Genomic DNA, 21,692 nt, shown 5'->3' with positions numbered 1-21,692 from the left:
AAGCGCTATGAGCTACTAAATTTGCAGTAAAGCCACCGACAACGGTGGCTTTTTTTTATGCCCTGATGGCAGCAATGCTGCTCGCATACCCATACATTCATCAAAAAAATATCATTTAAATCATATTTATCATAGAATGAACCCATCACACACCCGATAAAGGAGTCATTCATGCCTACCGCTTTCCCCCCCCTGAAGTTCAGTTTGCGCCGTACGCTCGCACTTGTCGCCGCCCTGCTCCTATGGATGCCGGCCTGGGGGATGCAACCACCTGCAGGTCCCGTGATCCTGACCATCTCAGGGAAGGTGGGGAGCACCAACCTGCAAGGCGTCGCAGCGTTTGACCTCGCCATGCTAGAAGCACTTCCCCAGCGGAGTTTTGTGACCAGTACGCCCTGGTACAAGGAACCCACCAAGTTCACTGGTCCGCTGCTGCGCGATGTGCTGGCCGCCGCGAAAGCCAGCGGCGTCGCGCTGGAGGCCATGGCTCTCAACGACTACAAGACCAGCATTCCCATGGAGGATGCGCGGCAGTTCGACGTGATCGTGGCCCACCGTATCAACGACCAGCCCATCTCGGTGCGCACGAAGGGGCCACTGTTCATCATTTACCCGTTCGACACCACGCCTGAGCTCAAGGCGGCCAAATACTACGGCCGCTCTGCATGGCAGCTCAAATCTCTGAAGGTGGACTAAGCCTCGCCATGCCCGCTCACCGCGACAGTCGGCGCTACATGCTGTGGCTGGCCCTGGGCACCACCATCATGGCAGCAGCCATGGCAGTGCTACTGGTATTGCAGTTCACACAGCAGCAGGCCATCCGCAAGAGTGCCGACTTGCGGAGCGACTCCATCATCGCCTTGTCGTTCCAGCTGGAACGCGAGTTTCTCCGCCTGCGGCAGGCGGTTGACGTCAATGCCCACAGCAGACTTCCGATAGACCTGGAAACACTCAGACTGCGAAGCGATATTTTTGCGAGCCGCCTGCAACTGATGCAGGACACGCCCAGCACCATCGCCCTGCAGGAGCGCTCGGAATACCAGAGCACGATCCCCCAGCTCGTCGCCCTGCTCGACCAGGTGGATGCGGCCCTATTGCCCCCTAGCAATCCCACGCGCGATCAACTGGTCAACTTGCTGCCGACCTTCAATGCCATCGGCCCCAGCGTGCAGGAGCTCACCATGTCGGCCACCCGCCAAACGGCGGCCTTGCTTGAAGGGCAGGAGTCGACCATGCTCGACCAAAGCCGGCAGATCATGGCACTTATCCTTGCACAACTGTTGCTGTTGCTGGCCGCTGCAGCATCACTGGCTTGGCGCCATCACAGGGTGGAGCAGGAGCGCCTCGCCATGCAGCAACTCACGCACAACCTGCAAGAGGCCAACCTGGCAGCGGAGGCAGCCAACAGGGGCAAAAGCCAGTTCCTGGCCAACATGAGTCACGAACTTCGAACCCCCTTTAACGGTGTGCTGGGCATGCTGAGCCTGCTAGAGCGGACAACACTCACACTGCGGCAGAAGGAGTATGTAAACACAGCACGTGGCTCGGCAGACCACCTGCTCTCCCTCTTGAACGATATTCTGGATGTGTCAGCCATGGAGACAGGGAAGATGGCGATCCATCCGCACGCCACGGATCTGCATGCCCTGATCGACAGCACAAAGAGCCTGACGGAGCCCCTGGCCAGGCAGAAAGGGTTGGATTTTCATACACATCTTGATACCGATGTGCCTCAATGGGTCCAGGCAGACAGCACCCGGCTCAAGCAGATTGTTCTGAACCTGGTCACAAACGCGATCAAATTCAGCGAGAGCGGGAGGGTATCCCTGCTTCTGCGCCGCAGTGAGATGGGGCAATCGCAATCGCTAGGCGATGTCTCGGCCGGTGCTGTCGACACCTATCCATTGCGCATAGAGGTCCTCGACGAAGGTATCGGCATGGACGCCAACACGCTGTCCAAACTCTTCAAGCGATTCACACAAGGGGACGACAGCACTTCCCGCCGGTTTGGCGGCACAGGACTGGGGCTGGAGATATCGCGCAACCTCGCGCGGCGCATGGGAGGTGATATCCATGTTGCCAGCGCGCCCGGAAAAGGTAGCACTTTCACGGTAGAACTGTCCCTGCCGATGACGGCAGCGCCGGAAACCGCACCTGAGCAGCATGCCGCTCAAATCGATGACCTGCCGCCGCCCACCCGCCCGGCCAACGTGCAGGGCCTGACCGTACTAGTAGTGGACGACCACCTTGTGAACCGCAAATACATGGGCGCACTGCTGGAGGACATGGGGCACACAGTGGTGTTTGCCAACGACGGCGTACAAGCCTGCGCTGCCGTTCGCGACCAGCGCCCAGACCTGGTGCTGATGGACCTGCACATGCCCATCATGGACGGCTTCGAGGCCACACGCAGGATCCGTGATCAGATGGGATCCGAGCAATTGCCCATCGTCGCACTGACAGCGGACGTGTTTGCACAGACGCGCGATAAAGCTGCAAGTTGCGGCATGAACGGCTTCGTAAGCAAACCGGTCAATGTTGCAACCCTTCAGGCCACACTGGAAAGCCATTTTGGCTTGCGCGGCGCGCCTGCTCAATCGGCCTCGGACGCCGAAACGGAAGTTGCTGCGGCGAAGAAGATGCCAGCAGCAACCGCCCCCCAGAAAACATCGCAGAGCCCGCGAAAACGTTTCAAACCCGGCGATTTGACCGCACACATTGACATGGCGATGGTGGGGGATGTGTGCGTTGGCATCTCGGCGCAGGGCTACCGCTCCCTGCTACGCAGCTATTTCAGCGATGAATCAGGTGCCTTGGACGCTTTGGTGCATGCCCTGCACCAGGCGGAGCAGGAGCCGGGGCTCAACCTGCGCAGTCCCGCCCACACCTTCAAGGGTGCAGCGGCCAACCTGGGCTTTCACAAGCTGGCAGCATTGGCATCACACCTCGAAAAAAATGGTGTCGAAGCGGCGAATGCCGCCAAGGTCCGAACAGAGTTTCTGGACGCGTGGGAAATGGCACACGCACTGTGCCTGCGTATGGGACTGACCGATGTCCAGACGCTGGCAACAAGGCACAGCGCGGGGGATATCGGCAGCGTCTGAACGCCTACCCAGCCCGGCTCAATAGACGAAGCCCACGCACTTCTCAAAAAGAGGGCAATGGGCCAATCACACGACCACGGGCTCGGGCTCCAGCCGGATGCCAAAGCGCTCGTACACACTGGTCTGGATGGCCTTGGCCAGGGTCATCACCTCGCCGCCCGTCACGCTGTCGGCGCCCTGCCCCCGGTTGACCAGCACCAGAGCCTGCTTTTCGTACACCCCCGCCTTGCCGATGGACTTGCCCTTCCAGCCACAGGCGTCAATCAGCCAGCCCGCCGCCAGCTTGATGCTGCCGTCGGGCATGGGGTAGTGCACGATTTTCGGCTCGCGGGCGATGATGTCGGCGCACTGGTCGGGCGACACGGTGGGGTTCTTGAAGAAGCTGCCCGCATTGCCCACCACGGCAGGGTCGGGCAGCTTGGCGCGGCGGATGTCGCAGACCCAGTCAAAAATCTGCGTGGCACTGGGGTGCTCCACCCCTGCCTCGGCGCGACGGCGCTCCAGGTCCAGATAGCCCAGCACCGGCTTCCACGGCCTGGGCAGCCGAAAGCGCACATGGGTGATCACAGCCCGGCCTGCCAGCCCCATGCCGCGCGGAAGCCCGCTGCCGTCCTGCGCTTCTGAGGGCGCATGCTTGAAAACGGAATCGCGGTAGCCAAAGCCGCATTGTGCGGCGTCCAGGCTGAATGACTGGCCCGTGGCCAGATCGATGGCGTCAAGCGACTCAAAACGGTCCTGCAGCTCCACGCCATACGCGCCAATGTTCTGAACGGGCGATGCACCCACGGTGCCCGGGATCAAGGCCAGATTCTCCAACCCGGGATAGCCGTGCGCCAGCGTCCAGGCCACGGCGTCGTGCCACACCTCGCCAGCGCCCGCCTCCACGATCCAGGCCTTGGGCGTTTCCTCCACCAGGCGCAGGCCCTTGATTTCCATCTTGAGCACAACGGACTTCACGTCACCGGTCAGGATGATGTTGCTGCCACCACCCAGCACAAATTTCGGTGCGGGCACGAGCTGGGGGTCAGCCAGCACAGCCCGCACGTCGTCCACCGAATGCACGCGCACCAGGGTTTGGGCGCGCGCTGCAATGCCGAAGGTGTTGCAGGGCTGTAAAGGGGCGTTTTTCTCGACTACCATTGGCTCGATTGTCGCACCCGACCTTTCGGCTCTCTGCGATCTGCACCTGTTTTCCCTGAGATTGAGACCCACCATGCCATCTTTTGACACCGTTTGCGAAGCCAACCTCGTTGAAGTGAAAAACGCGGTCGAGAACACCGCCAAAGAAATCGCCACCCGTTTCGACTTCAAGGGCACTTCTGCCAGCATCGAGATCAAGGACAAAGACATCACGCTAATCGGCGATGCCGACTTCCAGCTCACCCAGATCGAAGACGTGCTGCGCAACAAGCTCACCAAACGCAATGTGGACGTGCGTTTTCTGGACATGGGCGATGTACAGAAAATGGGCGGCGACAAGGTCAAGCAGGTCATCAAGGTGCGCAACGGCATCGAGAGCGATTTGGCCAAGAAAATCCAGAAGCTGCTCAAGGAGAGCAAGCTCAAGGTGCAAGGCGCCATCCAGGAAGACAAGGTGCGCGTGACCGGCGCCAAGCGCGACGACCTGCAGGCCGCCATGGCCCTGATCCGCAAAGATGTGACGGACGTACCGCTGTCGTTCGACAACTTCCGCGACTGATATGAAGCAACACCCCCCTGAGGTCCTGCGGGCCTTCCCCCCGCTCTTGCATTGCGGAGCGCTGCGGACAGGGGGATGCCGCCAGCACGGCGGGGCGGCCCTTGCGCAGCAGGTCTCGCCTGGATCGCGCCGGTATCAACGCATCGTAGCCCTGTGGATCAGTTTGCTGCTTGGCCCCGCATTGGCGCATGCACAGGCCGTGGCGCTGGCAGGTGTGCTGGGCAGCAAGGCGCTGATCGTGGTGAATGCCAACCCGCCCAAGGCGGTGGGCGCGGGAGATGAGTTCCAGGGTGTGAAAGTCATCGCCGTCGCCAAGGACGAAGCCACCGTCGAGATCCAGGGCGCGCGGCGCACGCTGCGGCTGGGCGAGGCACCCGTGAGCGTGGGCGGACGCAGTGGCAGCGGCAAACGCATTCTGCTGGTGGCAGATGGCCGAGGCCATTTTGTGAACAGCGGCACCATCAACGGGCAGGTGATGCAGTACATGGTGGACACCGGAGCTTCCACTGTCGCCATCGGGCGGCCGGATGCGGAGCGCATGGGCCTCAACTACCAAAGCGGCCAGCCGGTGCGCGTGAACACCGCCAATGGCGTCGCGCAGGGCTGGCGCATGAAGCTCGACTCCATCCGCATTGGCGAAGTCGAAGTCTTTGGGGTGGAGGCCATCATCACCTCGCAGCCCATGCCCTATGTGCTGCTGGGCAACAGCTTCCTGAACGAGTTCCAGATGACACGCACCAACGATCAGATGGTGCTGGAAAAGCGCCACTGACGCCTGTACACCCGCCATGTCTGCACACCCCTCCTCCACCCACGCACACTCCGAAGGGGAGTACGAAGACCTGCTCAGTCTCTGGTCCGACCTGGAGTCGGCCCTTTCGGTGCTGCTGAGCCGGCCGCTGCAGGTGCAGGACTTTCCGGGTAAGGTACGGCAGTTTGATGCTTGGCTGCAAGATTTGGTGGCGCATGACATCGATGCGGCGCTGTACCTGATGTTCCAGCATGCCTCCACGTCCACTGTGGGCTACAGCGCCTCGCACGCGCTGGTGTGTGGCACGCTGTGCCACATCATGGCGCTCGAACTCAAGCTACCGAAGCGTGAGCGCGACAGTCTGGTGCGGGCGGCACTCACCATGAACATTGGCATGACGACCCTGCAGGACGAACTGGCCGTGCAGCGCGAGCGCCCCACGGCGGAGCAGCAGGAGGCCATCAAGAGCCACCCCGAAGACAGCATGCTGCTGCTGGAACGCCTGTTCATCAACGATCCGCTCTGGCTGGACGTCGTGGGGCAACACCATGCCAGCATTGCCGAACGCGTGCCTTTGGCCAACCAGGAGCCGATAGACCGGCTCACCCGCATCCTCGGCACCATTGACCGGTATGCCGCCATGATCAGCCCGCGCAAATCCCGCGCAGGGCGCAGTGCCACCGATTCGGTGCGTGCCATCGTGGGACAAGAAGTGGACCAGCGCGACGAGGTCAGCTACACCCTGGTGCGCTCCATCGGCCTGTGCCCCCCAGGTACGTTTGTGAAACTGGACAACGGCGAAACCGCCATCGTGCTGCGCCGCAGCGACAAGGCCAACCACCCGCTGGTGGCCAGCCTGCTGGACAGCACCGGCAACCACCGCAGCCAGCCCAGCCTGTACCAGACCGCGAGCGGCAAGCCCCGCATCCAGTCGGCCCTGGCCCGGTCCGCAGTGAGCCTGGAACTCAACCACCGCACCATGGTGCGGCTGGGGCTGTACGCCGCCCAGCACAGCGCAGGGCTGCGCGGGCTGGTGACGGCGCCCGGCGCGCTCTGACACAGGGCACGCGCCCAACCGGGCGCGTGGCTATATCAGTGTTTGGCCTTGGCTTTTGCTGTGGGCTTTGCCTTGGCGCTCTCTTCACCCTCGGCAGGTTTCGCCTTCTTGCTGCCCAGGCGTGATTCCGTGCCGGCAATCAGACGCTGGATGTTCTCGCGGTGCCGCCAGGCCAGCAGCAGCGCCATCACCACGATCGAGGCGGCAATCGTGCCTTCGGCATACCAGACCACGCCATCCACCAGCAGGTAGTACACCGGAGCAAACGCGGCGGCCACCAGCGAGGCGAGCGACGAGTAGCGGAAGAAGAACGCAATGATGAGCCAGGTGGCCGCCGTGGCCAGGCCCAGCCAACCGCTGATGCCCACCAGCACGCCCAGTGCCGTCGCCACGCCCTTGCCGCCTTCAAACCGGAAAAACACTGGCCACAGGTGCCCCAGGAAAGCGGCCAACCCCACCAGCGCCACGGTGCCGTCTTCGAGCCCATAGGGGTGGCCAAACCACATCACCAGCGCCACGGGCAGCCAGCCCTTCATCGCATCGAGCATCAGGGTCACGATGGCCGCCGCCTTGCTGCCCGAGCGCAGCACATTGGTGGCGCCGGGGTTCTTGCTGCCATAGGTGCGCGGATCGCTCAGGCCCATGACACGCGTCACGATGACGGCAAACGACAGCGAGCCCAGCAGGTAGGCGGCCACGGTGGCAAGAACGGGATAGACGGCGGTCAAAGCAACTCCTTGGAAATCAAATGGTCAGCCTTCTGACGGGCTGTATCGCGCGGCGGCCTATTCTGCCAGCGCGCACTGAACCGGTTTGGCGCCCAGCAACTGCACACACACCTGCGGGTCCAGTTGCACCAGAAAGCCCCGGCGCCCACCGTTGATGGCAATGCGGGGCAACGCAAGGATGGTTTCTTCGATGTAAACCGGCATGGTGCGCCGCGTGCCAAACGGAGACGTCCCCCCCACCAGGTAGCCACTGTGCCGGTTGGCGACCTCGGGTGCACAGGGCTCGACCGACTTGGCGCCGATCTGGCGTGCGAGGTTCTTGGTGGAGACCTTGCGGTTGCCGTGCATCAGCACCAGGAGCGGCTTGGCGTCCTGGTCCTGCATGACGAGGGTCTTGACCACGGTGAACGGGTCCAGGCCCAGCACCTCGGCGCTGTGCATCGCGCCGCCGTGCTCCAGGTACTCATACGGGTGTTCGGTGAACGCCACCTTGTTCGCCTTGAGCAGCTGGGTGGCTTGGGTCTCGGAAACGTGTTCTTTCTTTGCCATGGTGTGGTGCGGATAGGGCACCGATGGTATCCGTATCCAAATGTGAGCGCGCTGGAACCTGTGGTGATGAGTCAGAACACCGAGGCAGGCGCTGCGGCGGCCTTGCGGCGCCGCCCTACCTTGCGTTTGCCGTATTCCTCGATGGCGACCACCAGCGCCTGCGTGAACTGCTGCACCAGCGTGGACTGAATGCGCCCCTCGGCCGCCAACACCTGCAGGCGGCGCTGCTGCAGCTGCGCCTCGTCAAACGGCCGGGCTGCCAGCAGGCCCGCCTCCACCCAGCGCGCCGCCGTGAGGTAGCTGGCCAGCACCACGTCCTGCCCGCTCAGCAGCGGCAGCAGGGCCGACGAGAAATTGCTCTCCACGGCGGGCACGTAGCGCAGCCCCTGCACCGCACAGCTCAGGTCAAACAGCTGCCGCCCTGTGGTGTTGGCGGCGCCCAGCAGCAGGGGGTAGCGCACCACATCGGCCACTCTCACACTGCGCTGGCGCGCCAGCGGGTGCTGCGCGGGCATGACGGCGTAAATGGGTGCGATGGCCGAGTGCAGCACCTGCAGGCCCTTCTCGGGTGCCGTGCTGTACTTCAGCGCCAGATCCGCCTCGCCGCGCAGCACCAGGGCCGACACTTCTTGCGGCACGGCCACCTGCAACTGCAGCTGCACCTGCGGGTGCGCCTGCCGAAACCCCGCCATGACCAGCGGCATGAACGCTGCCGCAAACCCTTCGGTACACGCCAGCCGCACCCGAAGGGCACCTTGGGCGGACAGATCCTGCAATTGATCGACCAGCTCCAGCGCCTGCGCATCGTGTGCACTGGCATGGGCCAGCAGGCGGGTGCCCGCTTCGGTCAGGGTCATGCCGCGCGCCTGGCGCTCGAACAGCACCACACCCAGGCTGTCTTCCAGCTTGCCCAGCTGCCGGCTCACGGCCGAAGCGGCCACGTGCAGGCGCTGCGCGGCCTGGTTGACGGAGCCGGTGCGCGCGACCTCCAGAAAGTAGCGCAAGGGCAGGCTGAGCAGTGAAATGGCCATGGTTGTTTGAATCACAAAAAGGCAATGGTCAGTTGCCAAATCTCTATTCCAAGCAATGGTAAACCAGCATCCATCTTGCATGGCTTGAGGCTCCAATTCACCCATGCCCTTGCGCGGGCGCCCCGTGGTCATTGCTCCCACGCCGCCCGCTGCCGGGGCCCTACCACCGGAGTCCGCATGAAACGTCTTGTTCGAGCCTCTTTCCTGTCTGCCACCCTGGCAGTTCTTGCCGGCCATGCCAGCCTGGCCTGCGCCCAGGCAGCAGCCCCTGCCGACGCGTGGCCCCAGCGCCCCGTGCGCATGGTGGTGCCCTTCCCGCCGGGCGGCGGCACCGACGTGGTGGCGCGCGCGCTCGCGCAGAAGCTGGCCAGCCGCCTGGGCACGCCGGTGGTGATCGACAACAAGCCGGGCGCCTCCACCATCATCGGCACCGAAGCCGTGGTGCGCGCCGATCCGGACGGCTACACGCTGCTGGTCTCGGGCTCCACCAGCTACACGGTCAACCCGGCGCTGCGCAGCAAGCTGCCCTACGACCCCGCCAAGGACCTGATGCCCGTGGCCACCGTCGCCCGAGCACCGCTGGTGTTGGTCGTCAGCGCCAGCGCACCCTTCAAGGACCTGAACGCGCTGATCGCAGCGGCCAAGGTCAAGCCCAAGAGCATCCACTACGCCACCTTCGGTTCGGGCTCCGGCCCGCATCTGGCGGGCGCACTGCTGGAGCAGGCGGCAGGCATCCAGTTGCAGGACGTACCTTACCGGGGCAGCAGCCAGTCGCTGATCGCCCTCATGGGCGGTGAAATCCAGTTGGGTATCGACACAGTGGCCGCTGCGGCGCCTCAGGTGAAGGCCGGTAAGCTGCGCGCACTGGCTATCGCGGGCAAATCGCGCTCCAGCATGCTGCCGGGGGTACCCACTGTGGAAGAACTCAAGCTGCCAGACGCGGCGTTTGACGCCTGGTACGCCATCGCCGCCCCCGCCAAAACACCACAGTCCGTCATCCGAAAGCTGGTGACTGAGGTGGAAGCCGTCACCCGCGACAGCGGCCTGCAGGAACAGATGCGCACCCAAGGCATGGAACCTGTGTACCTGGGTCCCGTGGCCACGCGCGCCATGATCGATGACGAGATCGGCCGCTACCGCGCGCTGGCCCACCGCGCCAAGATCGTGGTGGACTGACGAACACCCAACAAGGACCTGCACGATGAACCGCCAACAACTCATTCAAGACGTCCAGCGCTACTTTGACGATGGCCGCTTTGCCACCGACCTGCGCCGCCGCGTGGCATGGCGCACCGAAAGCGACACTGGCAAGGTGCCGCCCGAGCTGCGCACCTACCTCACCGACGAAATGGTGCCCTGGCTCACGCCCCAGGGTTTTGAGTGCAAGGTGCTCGACAACCCGTCGCCACAAGGCGGCCCCTTGCTGGTGGCCCGCCGCGTGGAAGACCCGGCGCTGCCCACCATACTCACCTACGGCCATGGCGACGTGGTCAACGGGCAGGACAGCCAGTGGCGCGAGGGCCTCTCACCCTGGGAGCTGACCATCGAAGGCGAGCGTTGGTATGGCCGGGGCACAGCGGACAACAAGGGCCAGCACACCGTGAGCCTGGCCGCACTGGCCCACACCATCGAAGCCCGGGGCGGCCGCCTGGGATACAACGTGACGCTGCTCATGGAGATGGGTGAAGAGGCAGGCTCGCCCGGCCTGGGCGCCTTCTGCGAGCAGCATCGCGATGTACTGAAAGCCGACCTGTTTGTGGCCAGCGACGGCCCCCGCGTGAACGCGGGCCATCCCACCCTCTTCCTGGGTTCACGCGGAGCCATCAACTTCTCACTCGCAGTGCGCAGCCGCGACAAGGCCTATCACTCGGGCAACTGGGGCGGTGTGCTGGCCAACCCGGCCACCGTGCTTACCCACGCCCTGGCCACACTGGTGAACGCGAAGGGCCGTATCCTGGTCAACGGCCTGCTGCCGCCTACAGTGCCCGACAAGCTGCGCACCGCCCTCAGAGACGTAGTGATTGGTGCAGGCGCCGATGACCCCGCGCTCACGCCCGGCTGGGGCGAGCCCGGCCTGACCCCCGCAGAGCAGTTGGTGGGCTGGAACACGCTGGAGGTGCTGGCGCTGGGCGCGGGCAACGCGCAGCGACCCATCAACGCCATCCCCGCGCAGGCCGTAGCGCACTGCCAGCTGCGCTTTGTGGTGGGCACCGATTGGCAGAACGTGCAGGCCACGCTGCGTGAACACCTGGACGCGCATGGCTTCAGCCAGGTCGAAATCACCATGGGCATGCACTGTGGCGCCACACGGCTCGATCTGCACAACCCCTGGGTGGACTGGACGATGGCCTCGCTGCAGGCCAGCGCAGGCCAGCCCGCCACGCTGCTGCCCAACCTGGCTGGCTCGCTGCCCAACGACATCTTTGCCGACCAGCTGGGCCTGCCCACGCTGTGGGTGCCGCACTCGTACCCCGCCTGCGCCCAGCATGCACCCAACGAACATTTGCTGGCGCCCGTGGCACGAGAAGGACTGGCGGTGATGGCCGGGTTGTTCTGGGACCTGGGTGAGGCCCAAGGGACGCCGTGGGTTGAAGGGCGCACCACCCGGCAGGAGGCAACTGCCTGACAGCAGCGCGCACAAACTCGCAGAAAAACCAAGGGGCCTGTACGGCCCCTTGGTTTGATCTTGCCGATTCGCAGGGCCACGCCCTGCCCCGGTCACAGCGCAGGGTCGCGCAGCTCCCAGCGGATCGCATCGATGGCCTTCAGCACCTCGGGCGACAGCGTGGTGCCCCAGGCATTCAGGTCTTCCTCCAGCTGCGCCACCGACGTCACGCCGATGATGGTGCTGGCCACTTGCCACTTGGTGTAGCAGAACGCCAGCGCCATCTGGGTGGGTGTCATGCCGTTGGCACGCGCCAGTGCGTTGTAGCGGCGCGATGCCTCCAGCGCCTCGGGGCGGCCCCAGCGTTGTTTGCGCACGGATTCATACGATGCAATGCGCGCACCCTGCGGGGCATTGGGGCCAGTAATGCCGCTTTCGTCGTACTTGCCCGTCAGCAGACCAAAACCCAGCGGCGAATAGGCCAGCAGCGACACATCCAGGCGGTGGCAGGTTTCATCCAGTCCGTTTTCCCACGTGCGGTTGATGAGGCAGTACGGGTTCTGCACCGTGGCCACACGCGGCAGGCCGTGCTGCTCGGCCAGGCGCACGAACTCGTGCACGCCATACGGGGTTTCGTTTGACAGGCCGATGTAGCGCACCTTGCCCGCCTTCACCAGCCCGGCCAGCGCTTCCAGTTGCTCGCGGATGGGGGTTTGCGAGGTTTCCTTGGAAGGGTCGTAATACAGGTTGCCGAACGCTGGCACATGGCGCTCGGGCCAGTGGATCTGGTAGAGGTCGATCACATCGGTCTGCAGGCGGCGCAGGCTTGCCTCGCACGAAGCCACGATGTCGGCAGGGGTCATGCCCTTGCCCTCGCGCACCCAGGGCATGCCGCGCGATGGGCCGGCCACCTTGGTAGCCACCACCAGCCTCTGGCGGGCGCCAGGGTTCTTGGCAAACCAGTTGCCGATGATGGTTTCGGTGGCACCAAAGGTCTCGGCCTTGGCGGGCACGGCATACATCTCGGCCGTGTCGATGAAGTTCACGCCGCGTTCCAGGGAGCGGCTCAGGATGGCATGCGAATCGGCCTCATTGACCTGCTCGCCGAAGGTCATGGTGCCCAGGCAAATGGGGGTGACAAGCAGGTCACTCTGACCCAAGCGGACGGTATTCATCGGTGAAGGCTCCAGATGGTGAGAAATGTAAACGCGGCCTGCTGCGGCCCCGGCGGGCGATGGTACAAGCGAACGCCAAAACCTGCCGGACGCCGGACTCCTTGGTGACACCGCAGGGCGCCCCGCGAGCGCGTGAGCAACGTAACATTGGCGCAGCATGTACCAAGTTCTTACACCCTCGCGCAGCATCTCGCTGGCGCTGCGCCACCTCAACTACCACGTCCGCCACTGGGGACCGGAGCAAAGCAACCTGCCCACACTGGTGTTGCTGCACGGCTGGATGGACGTCAGTGCCTCCTACCAGTTCACCGTGGACGCTCTGCGGCAACCACGCCGCATCATCGCGCCGGACTGGCGTGGCTTTGGCCTCACCACCGGTGCGCCGGTGGATCACTATGTGTTTGCCGACTACCTGGCCGACCTGGACCTGCTGCTGGACCACTACGCGCCCGGCGAAGCCATCGATCTGGTGGGCCACAGCATGGGCGGCAATGTGGCCATGATGTACGCCGGTGTGCGGCCCGAGCGCGTGCGCAAGCTCGTCAACCTCGAAGGCTTCGGCCTGCCCACCACACGGCCCGCGCAGGCACCCACACGCTATGCGCAATGGATCGACGAGATCAAGCAGCTGCACCAGGGCACAAAGGACCTGAAGACCTATGACGGTGCCGACGGCGTCGCCCGCCGCCTCATGAAGACCAACCCCCGTCTGTCCGAGGACAAGGCCCAATGGCTGGCCCAGCACTGGGCCAGACCCAACGCGCAGGGGCAATGGGAGATCCTGGGTGACCCCGCGCACAAGATCACCAGCGCGCAGCTGTACCGCGTGGACGAGGCCCTGGCCATTTACGAGCGCATTGCAGCCCCCGTGCTGGCCATCGAGGCCAGTGGCGACAGCCTGGGGCAGTGGTGGAACGGCCGGTACACCCTGGACGAATACCACCAGCGACTGACCCATGTGCGAACCTGCAGCACTGCCGTTGTGCAAGACGCGGGCCACATGCTGCACCACGACCAGCCCGAGCAGGTGGCGCAGCTCATCGAGGCTTTTTTGGATGCCGCCTGAGGCAATTGGATGCCGCATCGCATCCAAGCGCCAGCGGATATTTCCTGAGTAGCTATCATTTTTGACAATCACGAGGCCAATTGCCCCCCGGCCTTCGTGCGCAGATCCGGCGGCCGTCTGGCACAAAGGGCATTGGCGGGGCAGTTGCTCGTCCCATGAGAAAATCGTGGGTTATTCCACAGAACACCCAGGACAAGAATCATGGACGCAGAACGCATCAACCTCATTGGCACCACCCTCAGCGACCTGGCTCTGCGAACGCAAGAGTTACGGAGGTATCTTTGACTTCGATGCCAAATTTGAACGCCTGCGCACGGTAAACGCATCGCTGGAAGACCCCTCCGTCTGGAACGACCCCAAGAAGGCCCAGGAGCTGGGCAAGGAACAAAAATCGCTCTCCAGCGTGGTCGTCACGCTGGACAAGCTCACCCGCGATCTGGCCGACAACGCCGAGCTGTATGAGATGAGCAAAGAGGAAGGCGATGAAGCCGGCCTTTTGACCATCGAGTCGGAGGCCGCCACGATGCGCGCAGCGGTGGAAGAGCTGGAGTTCCGCCGCATGTTCCGCAACGAGGCGGATCCGCTCAACTGCTTTGTGGACATCCAGGCCGGCGCCGGTGGCACCGAGGCCTGCGACTGGGCCAGCATGCTGCTGCGCCAGTACCTCAAGTACGCCGAACGCAAGGGCTTCAAGGCCACGGTCGAAGAAGAAACACCGGGCGACGTGGCCGGCATCAAGAGCGCCACGATAAAGATCGAGGGTGAGTACGCCTTCGGCCTGCTGCGCACCGAAACCGGCGTGCACCGCCTGGTGCGCAAGAGCCCGTTCGACAGCTCGGGCGGCCGCCACACCTCGTTCGCGTCGCTGTTTGTTTACCCCGAGATCGATGACTCCATCGAGATCAACATCAACCCAGCCGACGTGCGCACCGACACCTTCCGCGCATCGGGCGCGGGCGGGCAGCACATCAACAAGACCGACTCGGCCGTGCGCCTGACGCACATCCCCACCGGCATCGTGGTGCAGTGCCAAGACGGCCGCAGCCAGCACAGCAACCGTGACGTGGCATGGCAGCGCTTGCGCAGCCGCCTGTACGACTTTGAGATGCGCAAGCGCATGGAAGAGCAGCAGAAGCTGGAGGACACCAAGACCGACGTGGGCTGGGGCCACCAGATCCGCAGCTACGTGCTGGACAACAGCCGCATCAAGGACCTGCGCACCAACGTCGAAATCTCGGCCACGCAGAAGGTGCTGGACGGCGACCTGGACGCCTTCATCGAAGCTTCGCTGAAGCAAGGCGTCTAAGCGATGCGGATGCGCACCGACGCCATCATCTTCGACATGGACGGCACCATGATCGACTCCATGCCCTGGCACGCCCAGGCGTGGGTCGAGTTCGCGCGCCGCAGGGGCATGGACATCGACGTGCCCGACCTCATGGCCCGCACCACGGGCCGCAATGGCACCGAGTGCATCGTGGAACTGTTAGGACGCCCCGTGTCGCAGGACGAGGCCGACGCGCTCACGCACGAAAAAGAAACCATCTACCGCGAGCTGTTCGCCCCGCGCTTCTCCGAAGTGGCGGGCTTTCGCAAGTTCGCAGCGCAGGTGCGCGCGCGCGGCCTCAAGGTAGCCGTGGGCACCGCGGGTGACATCGGCAACGTGGAATTCGCACTGGGCCACCTGGGACTGGAACCCGCGCCCCAAGCCATCGTGCGTGGCGACGAGGGCCTGCCCGGCAAGCCCCAGCCCGCGATCTTTCTGGAGGCGGCACGCCGTATTGCGGCAGCGCCCGAGCACTGCATCGTCTTTGAAGACGCGCCTTTTGGCATCGAGGCAGCACGCCGCGCCGGCATGCGCGCCGTGGCCGTCTGCAGCACCCACACGCCCGAGCAATTGGCTGGGCCCCATGTGCTGGCGGCCGTGCGCGACTACACCGAACTCATGAATACCGACTTTCTGGAGAGCATCCATGTTGCAACTGCATAAAGCCGACGGAAGTGGAGACGGCGCGGCCCCGGCCATCGCCATCCGCCGCGAGGACTACACCGCCCCCGCCTACTGGATCGACAGCGTCGAGCTGACCTTCGACCTGGACCCGAACAAGACGCGCGTGCTCAACCGCATGACGCTGCGCCGCAACCCCGACGTGGCCGCGCAGCCGCTCAAGCTCGATGGCGATGACCTGAACCTGGCACGTGTGCTGGTCAACGGCCAGGGCACCTCGTTCAAGATGGAGGGCACCCGCCTGGTGCTGGAGAACCTGCCAGAAGGCTCCGAGCCCTTTGCGCTGGAGATCTTCACCACCTGCTGCCCCGCCAAGAACACACAGCTCATGGGCCTGTATGTGAGCCAGGGCACCTTCTTCACGCAGTGCGAGGCCGAGGGCTTTCGCCGCATCACCTACTTCCTGGACCGCCCCGATGTGATGGCCAGCTACACCGTCACGCTGCGCGCCGACAAGGCCCAGTACCCGGTGCTGCTGAGCAACGGCAACCTGGTGGACAGCGGCGACCTGGAAGACGGCCGCCACTTTGCCAAGTGGGTGGACCCGCACAAGAAGCCCTGCTACCTGTTCGCCCTGGTAGCGGGCAAGCTGGTGGCCCGCGAGCAGAAGATCAAGAGCCGCTCGGGCACCGACCACCTGCTGCAGGTCTACGTGCGCCCCGGCGATCTGGGCAAGACCGAACACGCCATGAACTCGCTGATGTACAGCGTGGCTTGGGACGAGGCCCGCTTCGGCCTGCCGCTGGACCTGGAGCGCTTCATGATCGTCGCCACCAGCGACTTCAACATGGGCGCGATGGAGAACAAGGGCCTGAACATCTTCAACACGAAGTACGTTCTGGCGAGCGAATCCACGGCCACCGACACCGACTTCGCCAACATCGAAAGCGTGGTCGGCCACGAGTACTTCCACAACTGGACCGGCAACCGCGTGACCTGCCGCGACTGGTTCCAGCTGAGCCTGAAGGAAGGCCTCACCGTCTTCCGCGACCAGGAATTCAGCATGGACCTCGCGGGCAGCCCGTCCGCCCGCGCCGTCAAGCGCATCGAGGACGTGCGCGTGCTGCGCACCGCCCAGTTCCCCGAAGACGCGGGCCCCATGGCCCACCCGGTGCGGCCCGACAGCTACGTCGAGATCAACAACTTCTACACCGTCACCATCTACGAAAAGGGTGCGGAAGTGGTGCGCATGCAGCACAACCTGGTGGGCCGCGAAGGCTTTGCCAAGGGCATGAAGCTGTACTTCGAGCGCCACGACGGCCAGGCCGTGACCTGCGACGATTTTGTGCAGGCCATCGCCGATGCCAACCCGGGCAGCCCGCTCACGCAGCACCTGGCGCAGTTCAAGCGCTGGTACAGCCAGGCCGGCACGCCCCGCGTGCGCGCCACGGGCCGCTACGACGCTGCCACGCGCTGCTATGCACTCACGCTGTCGCAAAGCTGCACGCCTACGCCCGGCCAGAGCGAGAAGCAGCCCTTCGTCATCCCGATCGAACTGGGCCTGATCGATGCCACCACCGGCGCTGCCCTGCCCGTGCACCTGGCAGGCGAAGGCGCTGCAGAAGGCGCCGCCCACACCACCTCGCGCGTGGTGGTGCTCACCGAGGCATCGCAGACCCTGACCTTCACCAACCTGGATGCCGAGCCCGTGCCATCGCTGCTGCGCGGCTTCAGCGCCCCCGTGGTGCTGGACATCGACTACACCGACGCACAGTTGCTCACGCTGCTGGCGAACGATGCAGACGCCTTCAACCGCTGGGAAGCAGGGCAACGCCTAGCACTGCGAATTGCTATTAATACAATAGCTAATGAGGCATATACAACTAGCGCCACCGGCCGATTTGAGCAAGCCATCCTGTCTACAGAGTTTGTAGCGGCCATGCGCAGCGCGCTGCGTAACCCGGCCCTGGATGCAGCCTTCAAGGAGCTAGTGCTCACGCTGCCATCCGAAACCTACATCGCCGAGCAACTGGATGTGGTGGACCCGCAGCGCATCCACGCGGTGCGTGAAGCCATGCGCGAAGAGCTGGCGCTGGCGCTGCAGGCCGACTGGGAAACCGTCTGGGAACAGAACCAGGACACCGGCGGCTACCGCCCAGACCCCGTCTCCTCCGGCCGCCGCGCACTCAGTGGCCTGGCGCTGCACATGCTGTGCATTGCCGCGCAGAAGACAGGCGATGTGGTCTGGCCTGGCAAGGCGTACCAGCGCTTCAAGGTCGCCGGCAACATGACCGACCGGTTCAACGCCCTCACGGCCCTGGTGGCCAGCGGCAGCGAACTGGCAGCCCCGGCCCTGGCGCGCTTCCATGCGCTGTTCAAGGACGAGCCCCTGGTTATCGACAAGTGGTTTGCACTGCAAGCGGGTGCGCCCGATCGTGGCGGCAACGTATTGCCCGCCGTGCGCCAGCTCATGCAGCACCCGGACTTCAGCCTGAAGAACCCCAACCGGGCGCGCAGCGTGATCTTCAGCTACTGCAGCGCCAACCCTGGCGCGTTCCACAGGTCGGACGCTGCGGGCTACGTGTTCTGGAGCGACCGTGTGATCGAGCTGGACGCCATCAACCCGCAGGTTGCCGCCCGCCTCGCGCGCGCGCTCGACCGCTGGAAGAAGCTGGCCGAACCCTGGCGCAGCGCCGCGCGCGAGGCCATTGCTCGCGTGGCCGCCAAGCCTGATCTGTCCAACGATGTGCGCGAGGTAGTGACCCGCGCACTCGCCGAATAAACCACGACCGAGAAGAGACTGACATGGCAAAAAGCATCAGCCTGACCCGTTACCTTGTTGAGCAACAACGGGTGGACGGACTCATCCCATCGCAACTGCGCCTGCTGCTGGAAGTGGTGGCCCGCGCCTGCAAAAGCATCAGCCACGCCGTGAACAAGGGCGCACTGGGCGGCGTGCTGGGCACAGCCAGCAGTGAAAACGTGCAGGGCGAGATCCAGAAAAAGCTCGACATCATTGCCAACGAGGTGCTGATCGAGGCCAATGAATGGGGCGGCCACCTGGCGGCCATGGCGTCGGAGGAAATGGACGGCATCTACCTGGTGCCCAACCGCTACCCGCAAGGCGAATACCTGCTGCTGTTTGATCCCCTGGATGGCTCCAGCAACATCGATGTGAACGTGAGCATCGGCACCATCTTCAGCGTGCTAAAAAAGCCCGATGGTGACCGCGGCGTGGAGGAAGGCGACTTCCTGCAACCCGGCACCCAGCAAGTGGCCGCGGGCTACTGCATCTACGGCCCGCAGACCACCCTGGTGCTCACCGTGGGTGACGGCGTTGCCATGTTCACCCTCGACCGCGAACAGGGCTCCTTCGTGCTGACCGAAGAGAACGTGCGCATCCCCGAGGACACCAAGGAATTCGCGATCAACATGAGCAACATGCGCCACTGGGACGAGCCCGTGAAGCGCTATATCGACGAATGCCTGCAGGGCAAGGAAGGCCCGCGCGGCAAGGACTTCAACATGCGCTGGATCGCCAGCATGGTGGCCGACGTGCACCGTATCCTGACCCGTGGCGGCGTCTTCATGTACCCCTGGGACAAACGCGAGCCCCACAAGCCTGGCAAGCTGCGTCTGATGTACGAGGCCAACCCCATGGGCTGGCTGGTTGAACAAGCCGGCGGCGCTGCCACCAATGGCAAGCAACGCATCCTCGACATCCAGCCCACCCAGCTCCATGAGCGTGTCAGCGTGATCCTCGGCTCAAAAAATGAGGTCGAGCGCGTGACCAGCTACCATTCCACGCTATAATCCAAGGCTAAGCCGGTGTAGCTCAGTCGGTAGAGCAGCTCATTCGTAATGAGAAGGTCGGGTGTTCGATTCATCTCTCCGGCACCAAGTCAGTAAAAGAAACCCCGCTATCGTTAAGATAGCGGGGTTTTTCATTTTTAGTCTCTTACAGACTGTTTACAGACTACGTCCGCGGGTTTTCAAACAATCGAGAGCGATTTGCCTAGGGCAGCCCTGGGAAAAACCCGAGAGACTACTCAAGTTTAGTGATCTGCCTGGCACCGGCCCTCAAGGCGAATCTCCCCCGCGAAACGCGTGTCTCCGATCAACCGAACTCACAACAATTCGATCTCGGCATGAGCAGAAAGCCCAGCGGTTCGCCAGAAGATATTGAGCGGGCCTTGCACACATCCAGAGCGACGGAGTCTGCCACTGAGCTCCGTAGGGCACTGGCAGTCATGTTGCCCGTCCTGCATGGTCTGAGCCTTAGTGAAACCGCATCCTTGGTCGGCCGGTCAGAGACATGGGTTGCGAAGGAACGGAAAAACTTCATCCACAACACGATTCCTGTCGCGGCGGAGCGACCATTCCGCGGCTCGAACAACCAGTTGATACCTGCGGCTGAGGAAGATGCCTTCATAGCGACTGTCTGCCAAAGATATATACGACTGCACACCGCCTGGCGCCTCGGGCTCCTCAACGGTCCCATCACACGTCGAAATGTTGAAATGAGCTTTGTCGAGGTCGCGCAACAAGCTCTAGAAGAGCGCATTCAACGTAAAACTACAAGAACCACGGTCTACAACCTTCTGGAAAGAGTGGGTAGACGGCGCTTCGCAAACTATGAACCCATTCTTTGGGAACTTGCGTGCCAAAAGGGCTTGCCTAACGCTTGGTACGACAACGAAGAGATCTCAGCAGCACTGGCGAAGCGCTATGGTTTGAGCCGGAAGAAGCAGTCAGCGCCCATGCAGCAGCATGCCGTTCCATCATCGCGGTTACAGGAAAAATAAGTAAACCCTGACTTTGAATCTCGGGCCTAAGATCAACCGCCACAGTCCTTTCTCCGGCCAGCAGCCGGCAGCAAAGAAAGGACTCAATGGCCACCATCCCTACCGTCGATCTCAGTGACTTCAAATTCACTGCCGGCATCGACTACATCACCCTCAAGGGCCTTCCCAAAGTCGCCCTGCCACCGCTCAGCGGGAAAGCGATCTGGCCACGGAAGTTTCCGGGCCGACTGACGGTACATGACGCAACCGCCAAGGACGTTCGCATCTTGGCCGAGCTCTTTCCAAACGGAATCATCGATGAACTCGAAGTCCGGGTGGACATTCGGAGCGCCAAGCAACTTACCGAAGAGTTGCAGCGGAAAGCCCTCGCAGCCTTCAAAGCCGAATTCGTCGCGAAGGGCCTCTTGCCAGACTTCATCGCGGGTACTAACAGTGGATTTCGCGGTGCATACGATCACCGTATCCAAAAGACCGTCCCTTACAACCACAGGGTGCCCAAAGCCGATCAGCAGTTGCTCATGGGGCATCGCAATGATGGCGCACAGGTTAAGTCCTACTACAAGCGTCTCGACCAACACCAATACCTTGCTGTCAAACAGCATTGCATTCGCGTGGAGGTCCGCCTCAATAGGATGGCCTTGGATCACCATCACCTGCTGACCGTACGGGACCTTTGCGGCTTCAAATTCCGCAGGGGACTGATGCGGTATTTCAGCCATGTGTCCGGCTCCCGGGCGCGGAAGGCTCGCAAGTCCCGTAGGACTCCCCTTCTTGAATTGCTGCACGCCACTATGGAAAAGATCGACAACCCTTACTGGGATCGGGTCGGTATTGGTGCTTTTCTGGAGGGAGGAAAGCGCCACAGGGCCAACATCATTTTCAGGCGCGACACCGCTCTTAACGACAGGATCGGGCAAGCATTGGGGCGCTTGGAGAAGTCGTTTTCTGCCGAAAAATTCGTGCGTTTGCTGATCTTTCCAAGCACGAGAAGACCAGTATCCATGCGGCTTCCAGCCGCATGGATTAAGTCAGCTATGACTTACTAAGACTTACTAAACAAACCCTTCTTCTGCACCGAGAGGGCGACAGCAATACAGCCTTGTCTGCCCTCCCCTGCTGCTCCTAAATACCTTTGGAAATTCGTTCCACATGCTGACTCACAACACAGCCACAC

The 21,692-nt window shown here is 63.1% G+C and carries 19 protein-coding genes and 1 tRNA gene; 15 read left to right on the top strand and 5 right to left on the bottom strand.

The window, feature by feature from the left end:
- The first annotated feature begins 282 nt into the window (after positions 1-282).
- Positions 283-696: a putative pterin-binding protein gene (locus AC1Q64_RS18990; protein WP_291437716.1), complete on the top strand. Its 414-nt coding sequence runs from the start codon at positions 283-285 to the stop codon at positions 694-696.
- A gap of 8 nt (positions 697-704) precedes the next feature.
- Positions 705-3,104 (top strand): ATP-binding protein, encoded by a 2,400-nt coding sequence (locus AC1Q64_RS18985; protein ID WP_492252422.1) that lies wholly within the window; start codon positions 705-707, stop codon positions 3,102-3,104.
- Between the two features lie 66 nt (positions 3,105-3,170).
- Here the strand turns inward: AC1Q64_RS18985 and murB are convergent, their stop codons facing one another.
- The gene (gene murB / locus AC1Q64_RS18980) at positions 3,171-4,244 is read right to left on the bottom strand and encodes a UDP-N-acetylmuramate dehydrogenase (protein ID WP_492252421.1); all 1,074 of its coding nucleotides are present in this window, start codon (positions 4,242-4,244) and stop codon (positions 3,171-3,173) included.
- A 73-nt stretch (positions 4,245-4,317) separates the two neighbouring features.
- On the opposite strand from murB, the gene AC1Q64_RS18975 reads away from it, so the two are divergent.
- The 3 genes from AC1Q64_RS18975 to AC1Q64_RS18965 are packed head-to-tail and all read left to right on the top strand — an operon-like array spanning position 4,318 to position 6,611.
- The gene (locus AC1Q64_RS18975; RefSeq protein WP_492252420.1) at positions 4,318-4,803 is read left to right on the top strand and encodes a YajQ family cyclic di-GMP-binding protein; all 486 of its coding nucleotides are present in this window, start codon (positions 4,318-4,320) and stop codon (positions 4,801-4,803) included.
- A 1-nt stretch (position 4,804) separates the two neighbouring features.
- Complete coding sequence (locus AC1Q64_RS18970; RefSeq protein WP_492252419.1) at positions 4,805-5,575, top strand: retropepsin-like aspartic protease family protein; 771 nt, start codon at positions 4,805-4,807, stop codon at positions 5,573-5,575.
- 16 nt (positions 5,576-5,591) lie between these two features.
- Entirely contained in the window at positions 5,592-6,611 is a 1,020-nt protein-coding gene (locus AC1Q64_RS18965; RefSeq protein WP_492252418.1) for an HD-GYP domain-containing protein, read from the top strand.
- Between the two features lie 35 nt (positions 6,612-6,646).
- Here the strand turns inward: AC1Q64_RS18965 and plsY are convergent, their stop codons facing one another.
- From plsY to AC1Q64_RS18950, 3 genes are all read right to left on the bottom strand, one after another.
- Positions 6,647-7,339 carry a glycerol-3-phosphate 1-O-acyltransferase PlsY gene (gene plsY / locus AC1Q64_RS18960; protein WP_492252417.1) on the bottom strand — a complete coding sequence of 231 codons (693 nt, stop codon included), beginning with the start codon at positions 7,337-7,339 and terminating at the stop codon, positions 6,647-6,649.
- Positions 7,340-7,396: 57 nt separating this feature from the next.
- Positions 7,397-7,888: an aminoacyl-tRNA deacylase gene (locus tag AC1Q64_RS18955; RefSeq protein ID WP_056063754.1), complete on the bottom strand. Its 492-nt coding sequence runs from the start codon at positions 7,886-7,888 to the stop codon at positions 7,397-7,399.
- 71 nt (positions 7,889-7,959) lie between these two features.
- Positions 7,960-8,919 carry a LysR family transcriptional regulator gene (locus tag AC1Q64_RS18950; RefSeq protein WP_492252416.1) on the bottom strand — a complete coding sequence of 320 codons (960 nt, stop codon included), beginning with the start codon at positions 8,917-8,919 and terminating at the stop codon, positions 7,960-7,962.
- Positions 8,920-9,096: 177 nt separating this feature from the next.
- Between AC1Q64_RS18950 and AC1Q64_RS18945 the strand changes: the two genes are divergently transcribed.
- Both AC1Q64_RS18945 and AC1Q64_RS18940 read left to right on the top strand, forming a co-directional pair.
- Positions 9,097-10,095 carry a Bug family tripartite tricarboxylate transporter substrate binding protein gene (locus AC1Q64_RS18945; RefSeq protein WP_492252415.1) on the top strand — a complete coding sequence of 333 codons (999 nt, stop codon included), beginning with the start codon at positions 9,097-9,099 and terminating at the stop codon, positions 10,093-10,095.
- A gap of 25 nt (positions 10,096-10,120) precedes the next feature.
- Positions 10,121-11,545 carry a M20 family metallopeptidase gene (locus AC1Q64_RS18940; protein WP_492252414.1) on the top strand — a complete coding sequence of 475 codons (1,425 nt, stop codon included), beginning with the start codon at positions 10,121-10,123 and terminating at the stop codon, positions 11,543-11,545.
- A gap of 92 nt (positions 11,546-11,637) precedes the next feature.
- On the opposite strand, the gene AC1Q64_RS18935 is transcribed toward AC1Q64_RS18940, so the two are convergent.
- Positions 11,638-12,699 (bottom strand): aldo/keto reductase, encoded by a 1,062-nt coding sequence (locus AC1Q64_RS18935; protein WP_492252413.1) that lies wholly within the window; start codon positions 12,697-12,699, stop codon positions 11,638-11,640.
- A gap of 157 nt (positions 12,700-12,856) precedes the next feature.
- On the opposite strand from AC1Q64_RS18935, the gene AC1Q64_RS18930 reads away from it, so the two are divergent.
- The 8 genes from AC1Q64_RS18930 to AC1Q64_RS18895 all read left to right on the top strand — a co-directional run bounded on the left by AC1Q64_RS18930 (position 12,857) and on the right by AC1Q64_RS18895 (position 21,564).
- Positions 12,857-13,765, top strand: coding sequence for an alpha/beta fold hydrolase (locus AC1Q64_RS18930; protein WP_492252412.1), 909 nt, complete (start codon positions 12,857-12,859; stop codon positions 13,763-13,765).
- Between the two features lie 201 nt (positions 13,766-13,966).
- Positions 13,967-15,071, top strand: a protein-coding gene (prfB, locus tag AC1Q64_RS18925) for a peptide chain release factor 2 (RefSeq protein WP_099730502.1) whose coding sequence is annotated in 2 segments (ribosomal slippage) — positions 13,967-14,047 and positions 14,049-15,071 — 1,104 coding nt in all. Because the reading frame shifts where the segments join, the coding sequence is not laid out codon by codon here.
- Between the two features lie 9 nt (positions 15,072-15,080).
- Positions 15,081-15,755 (top strand): HAD family hydrolase, encoded by a 675-nt coding sequence (locus AC1Q64_RS18920; RefSeq protein WP_291438991.1) that lies wholly within the window; start codon positions 15,081-15,083, stop codon positions 15,753-15,755.
- Positions 15,739-18,495: an aminopeptidase N gene (gene pepN, locus AC1Q64_RS18915; protein ID WP_291438988.1), complete on the top strand. Its 2,757-nt coding sequence runs from the start codon at positions 15,739-15,741 to the stop codon at positions 18,493-18,495. Before AC1Q64_RS18920 ends, pepN begins: the two co-directional genes overlap by 17 nt.
- 23 nt (positions 18,496-18,518) lie before the next feature.
- On the top strand, positions 18,519-19,526 hold the full coding sequence (locus AC1Q64_RS18910) for a class 1 fructose-bisphosphatase (protein ID WP_291438990.1): 1,008 nt from the start codon (positions 18,519-18,521) through the stop codon (positions 19,524-19,526).
- Between the two features lie 11 nt (positions 19,527-19,537).
- Positions 19,538-19,613: transfer RNA gene (locus AC1Q64_RS18905), tRNA-Thr, on the top strand.
- Positions 19,614-19,963: 350 nt separating this feature from the next.
- Positions 19,964-20,518 carry a hypothetical protein gene (locus AC1Q64_RS18900; protein ID WP_492252411.1) on the top strand — a complete coding sequence of 185 codons (555 nt, stop codon included), beginning with the start codon at positions 19,964-19,966 and terminating at the stop codon, positions 20,516-20,518.
- 86 nt (positions 20,519-20,604) lie between these two features.
- Positions 20,605-21,564: a hypothetical protein gene (locus tag AC1Q64_RS18895; RefSeq protein ID WP_492252410.1), complete on the top strand. Its 960-nt coding sequence runs from the start codon at positions 20,605-20,607 to the stop codon at positions 21,562-21,564.
- Positions 21,565-21,692: the final 128 nt, after the last annotated feature.

Source organism: Acidovorax sp. GW835-FHT14G06, from assembly GCF_058793595.1.
Note: the sequence above shows the minus strand (reverse complement) of the source record. Positions and strands in the feature narration are given on the sequence as shown.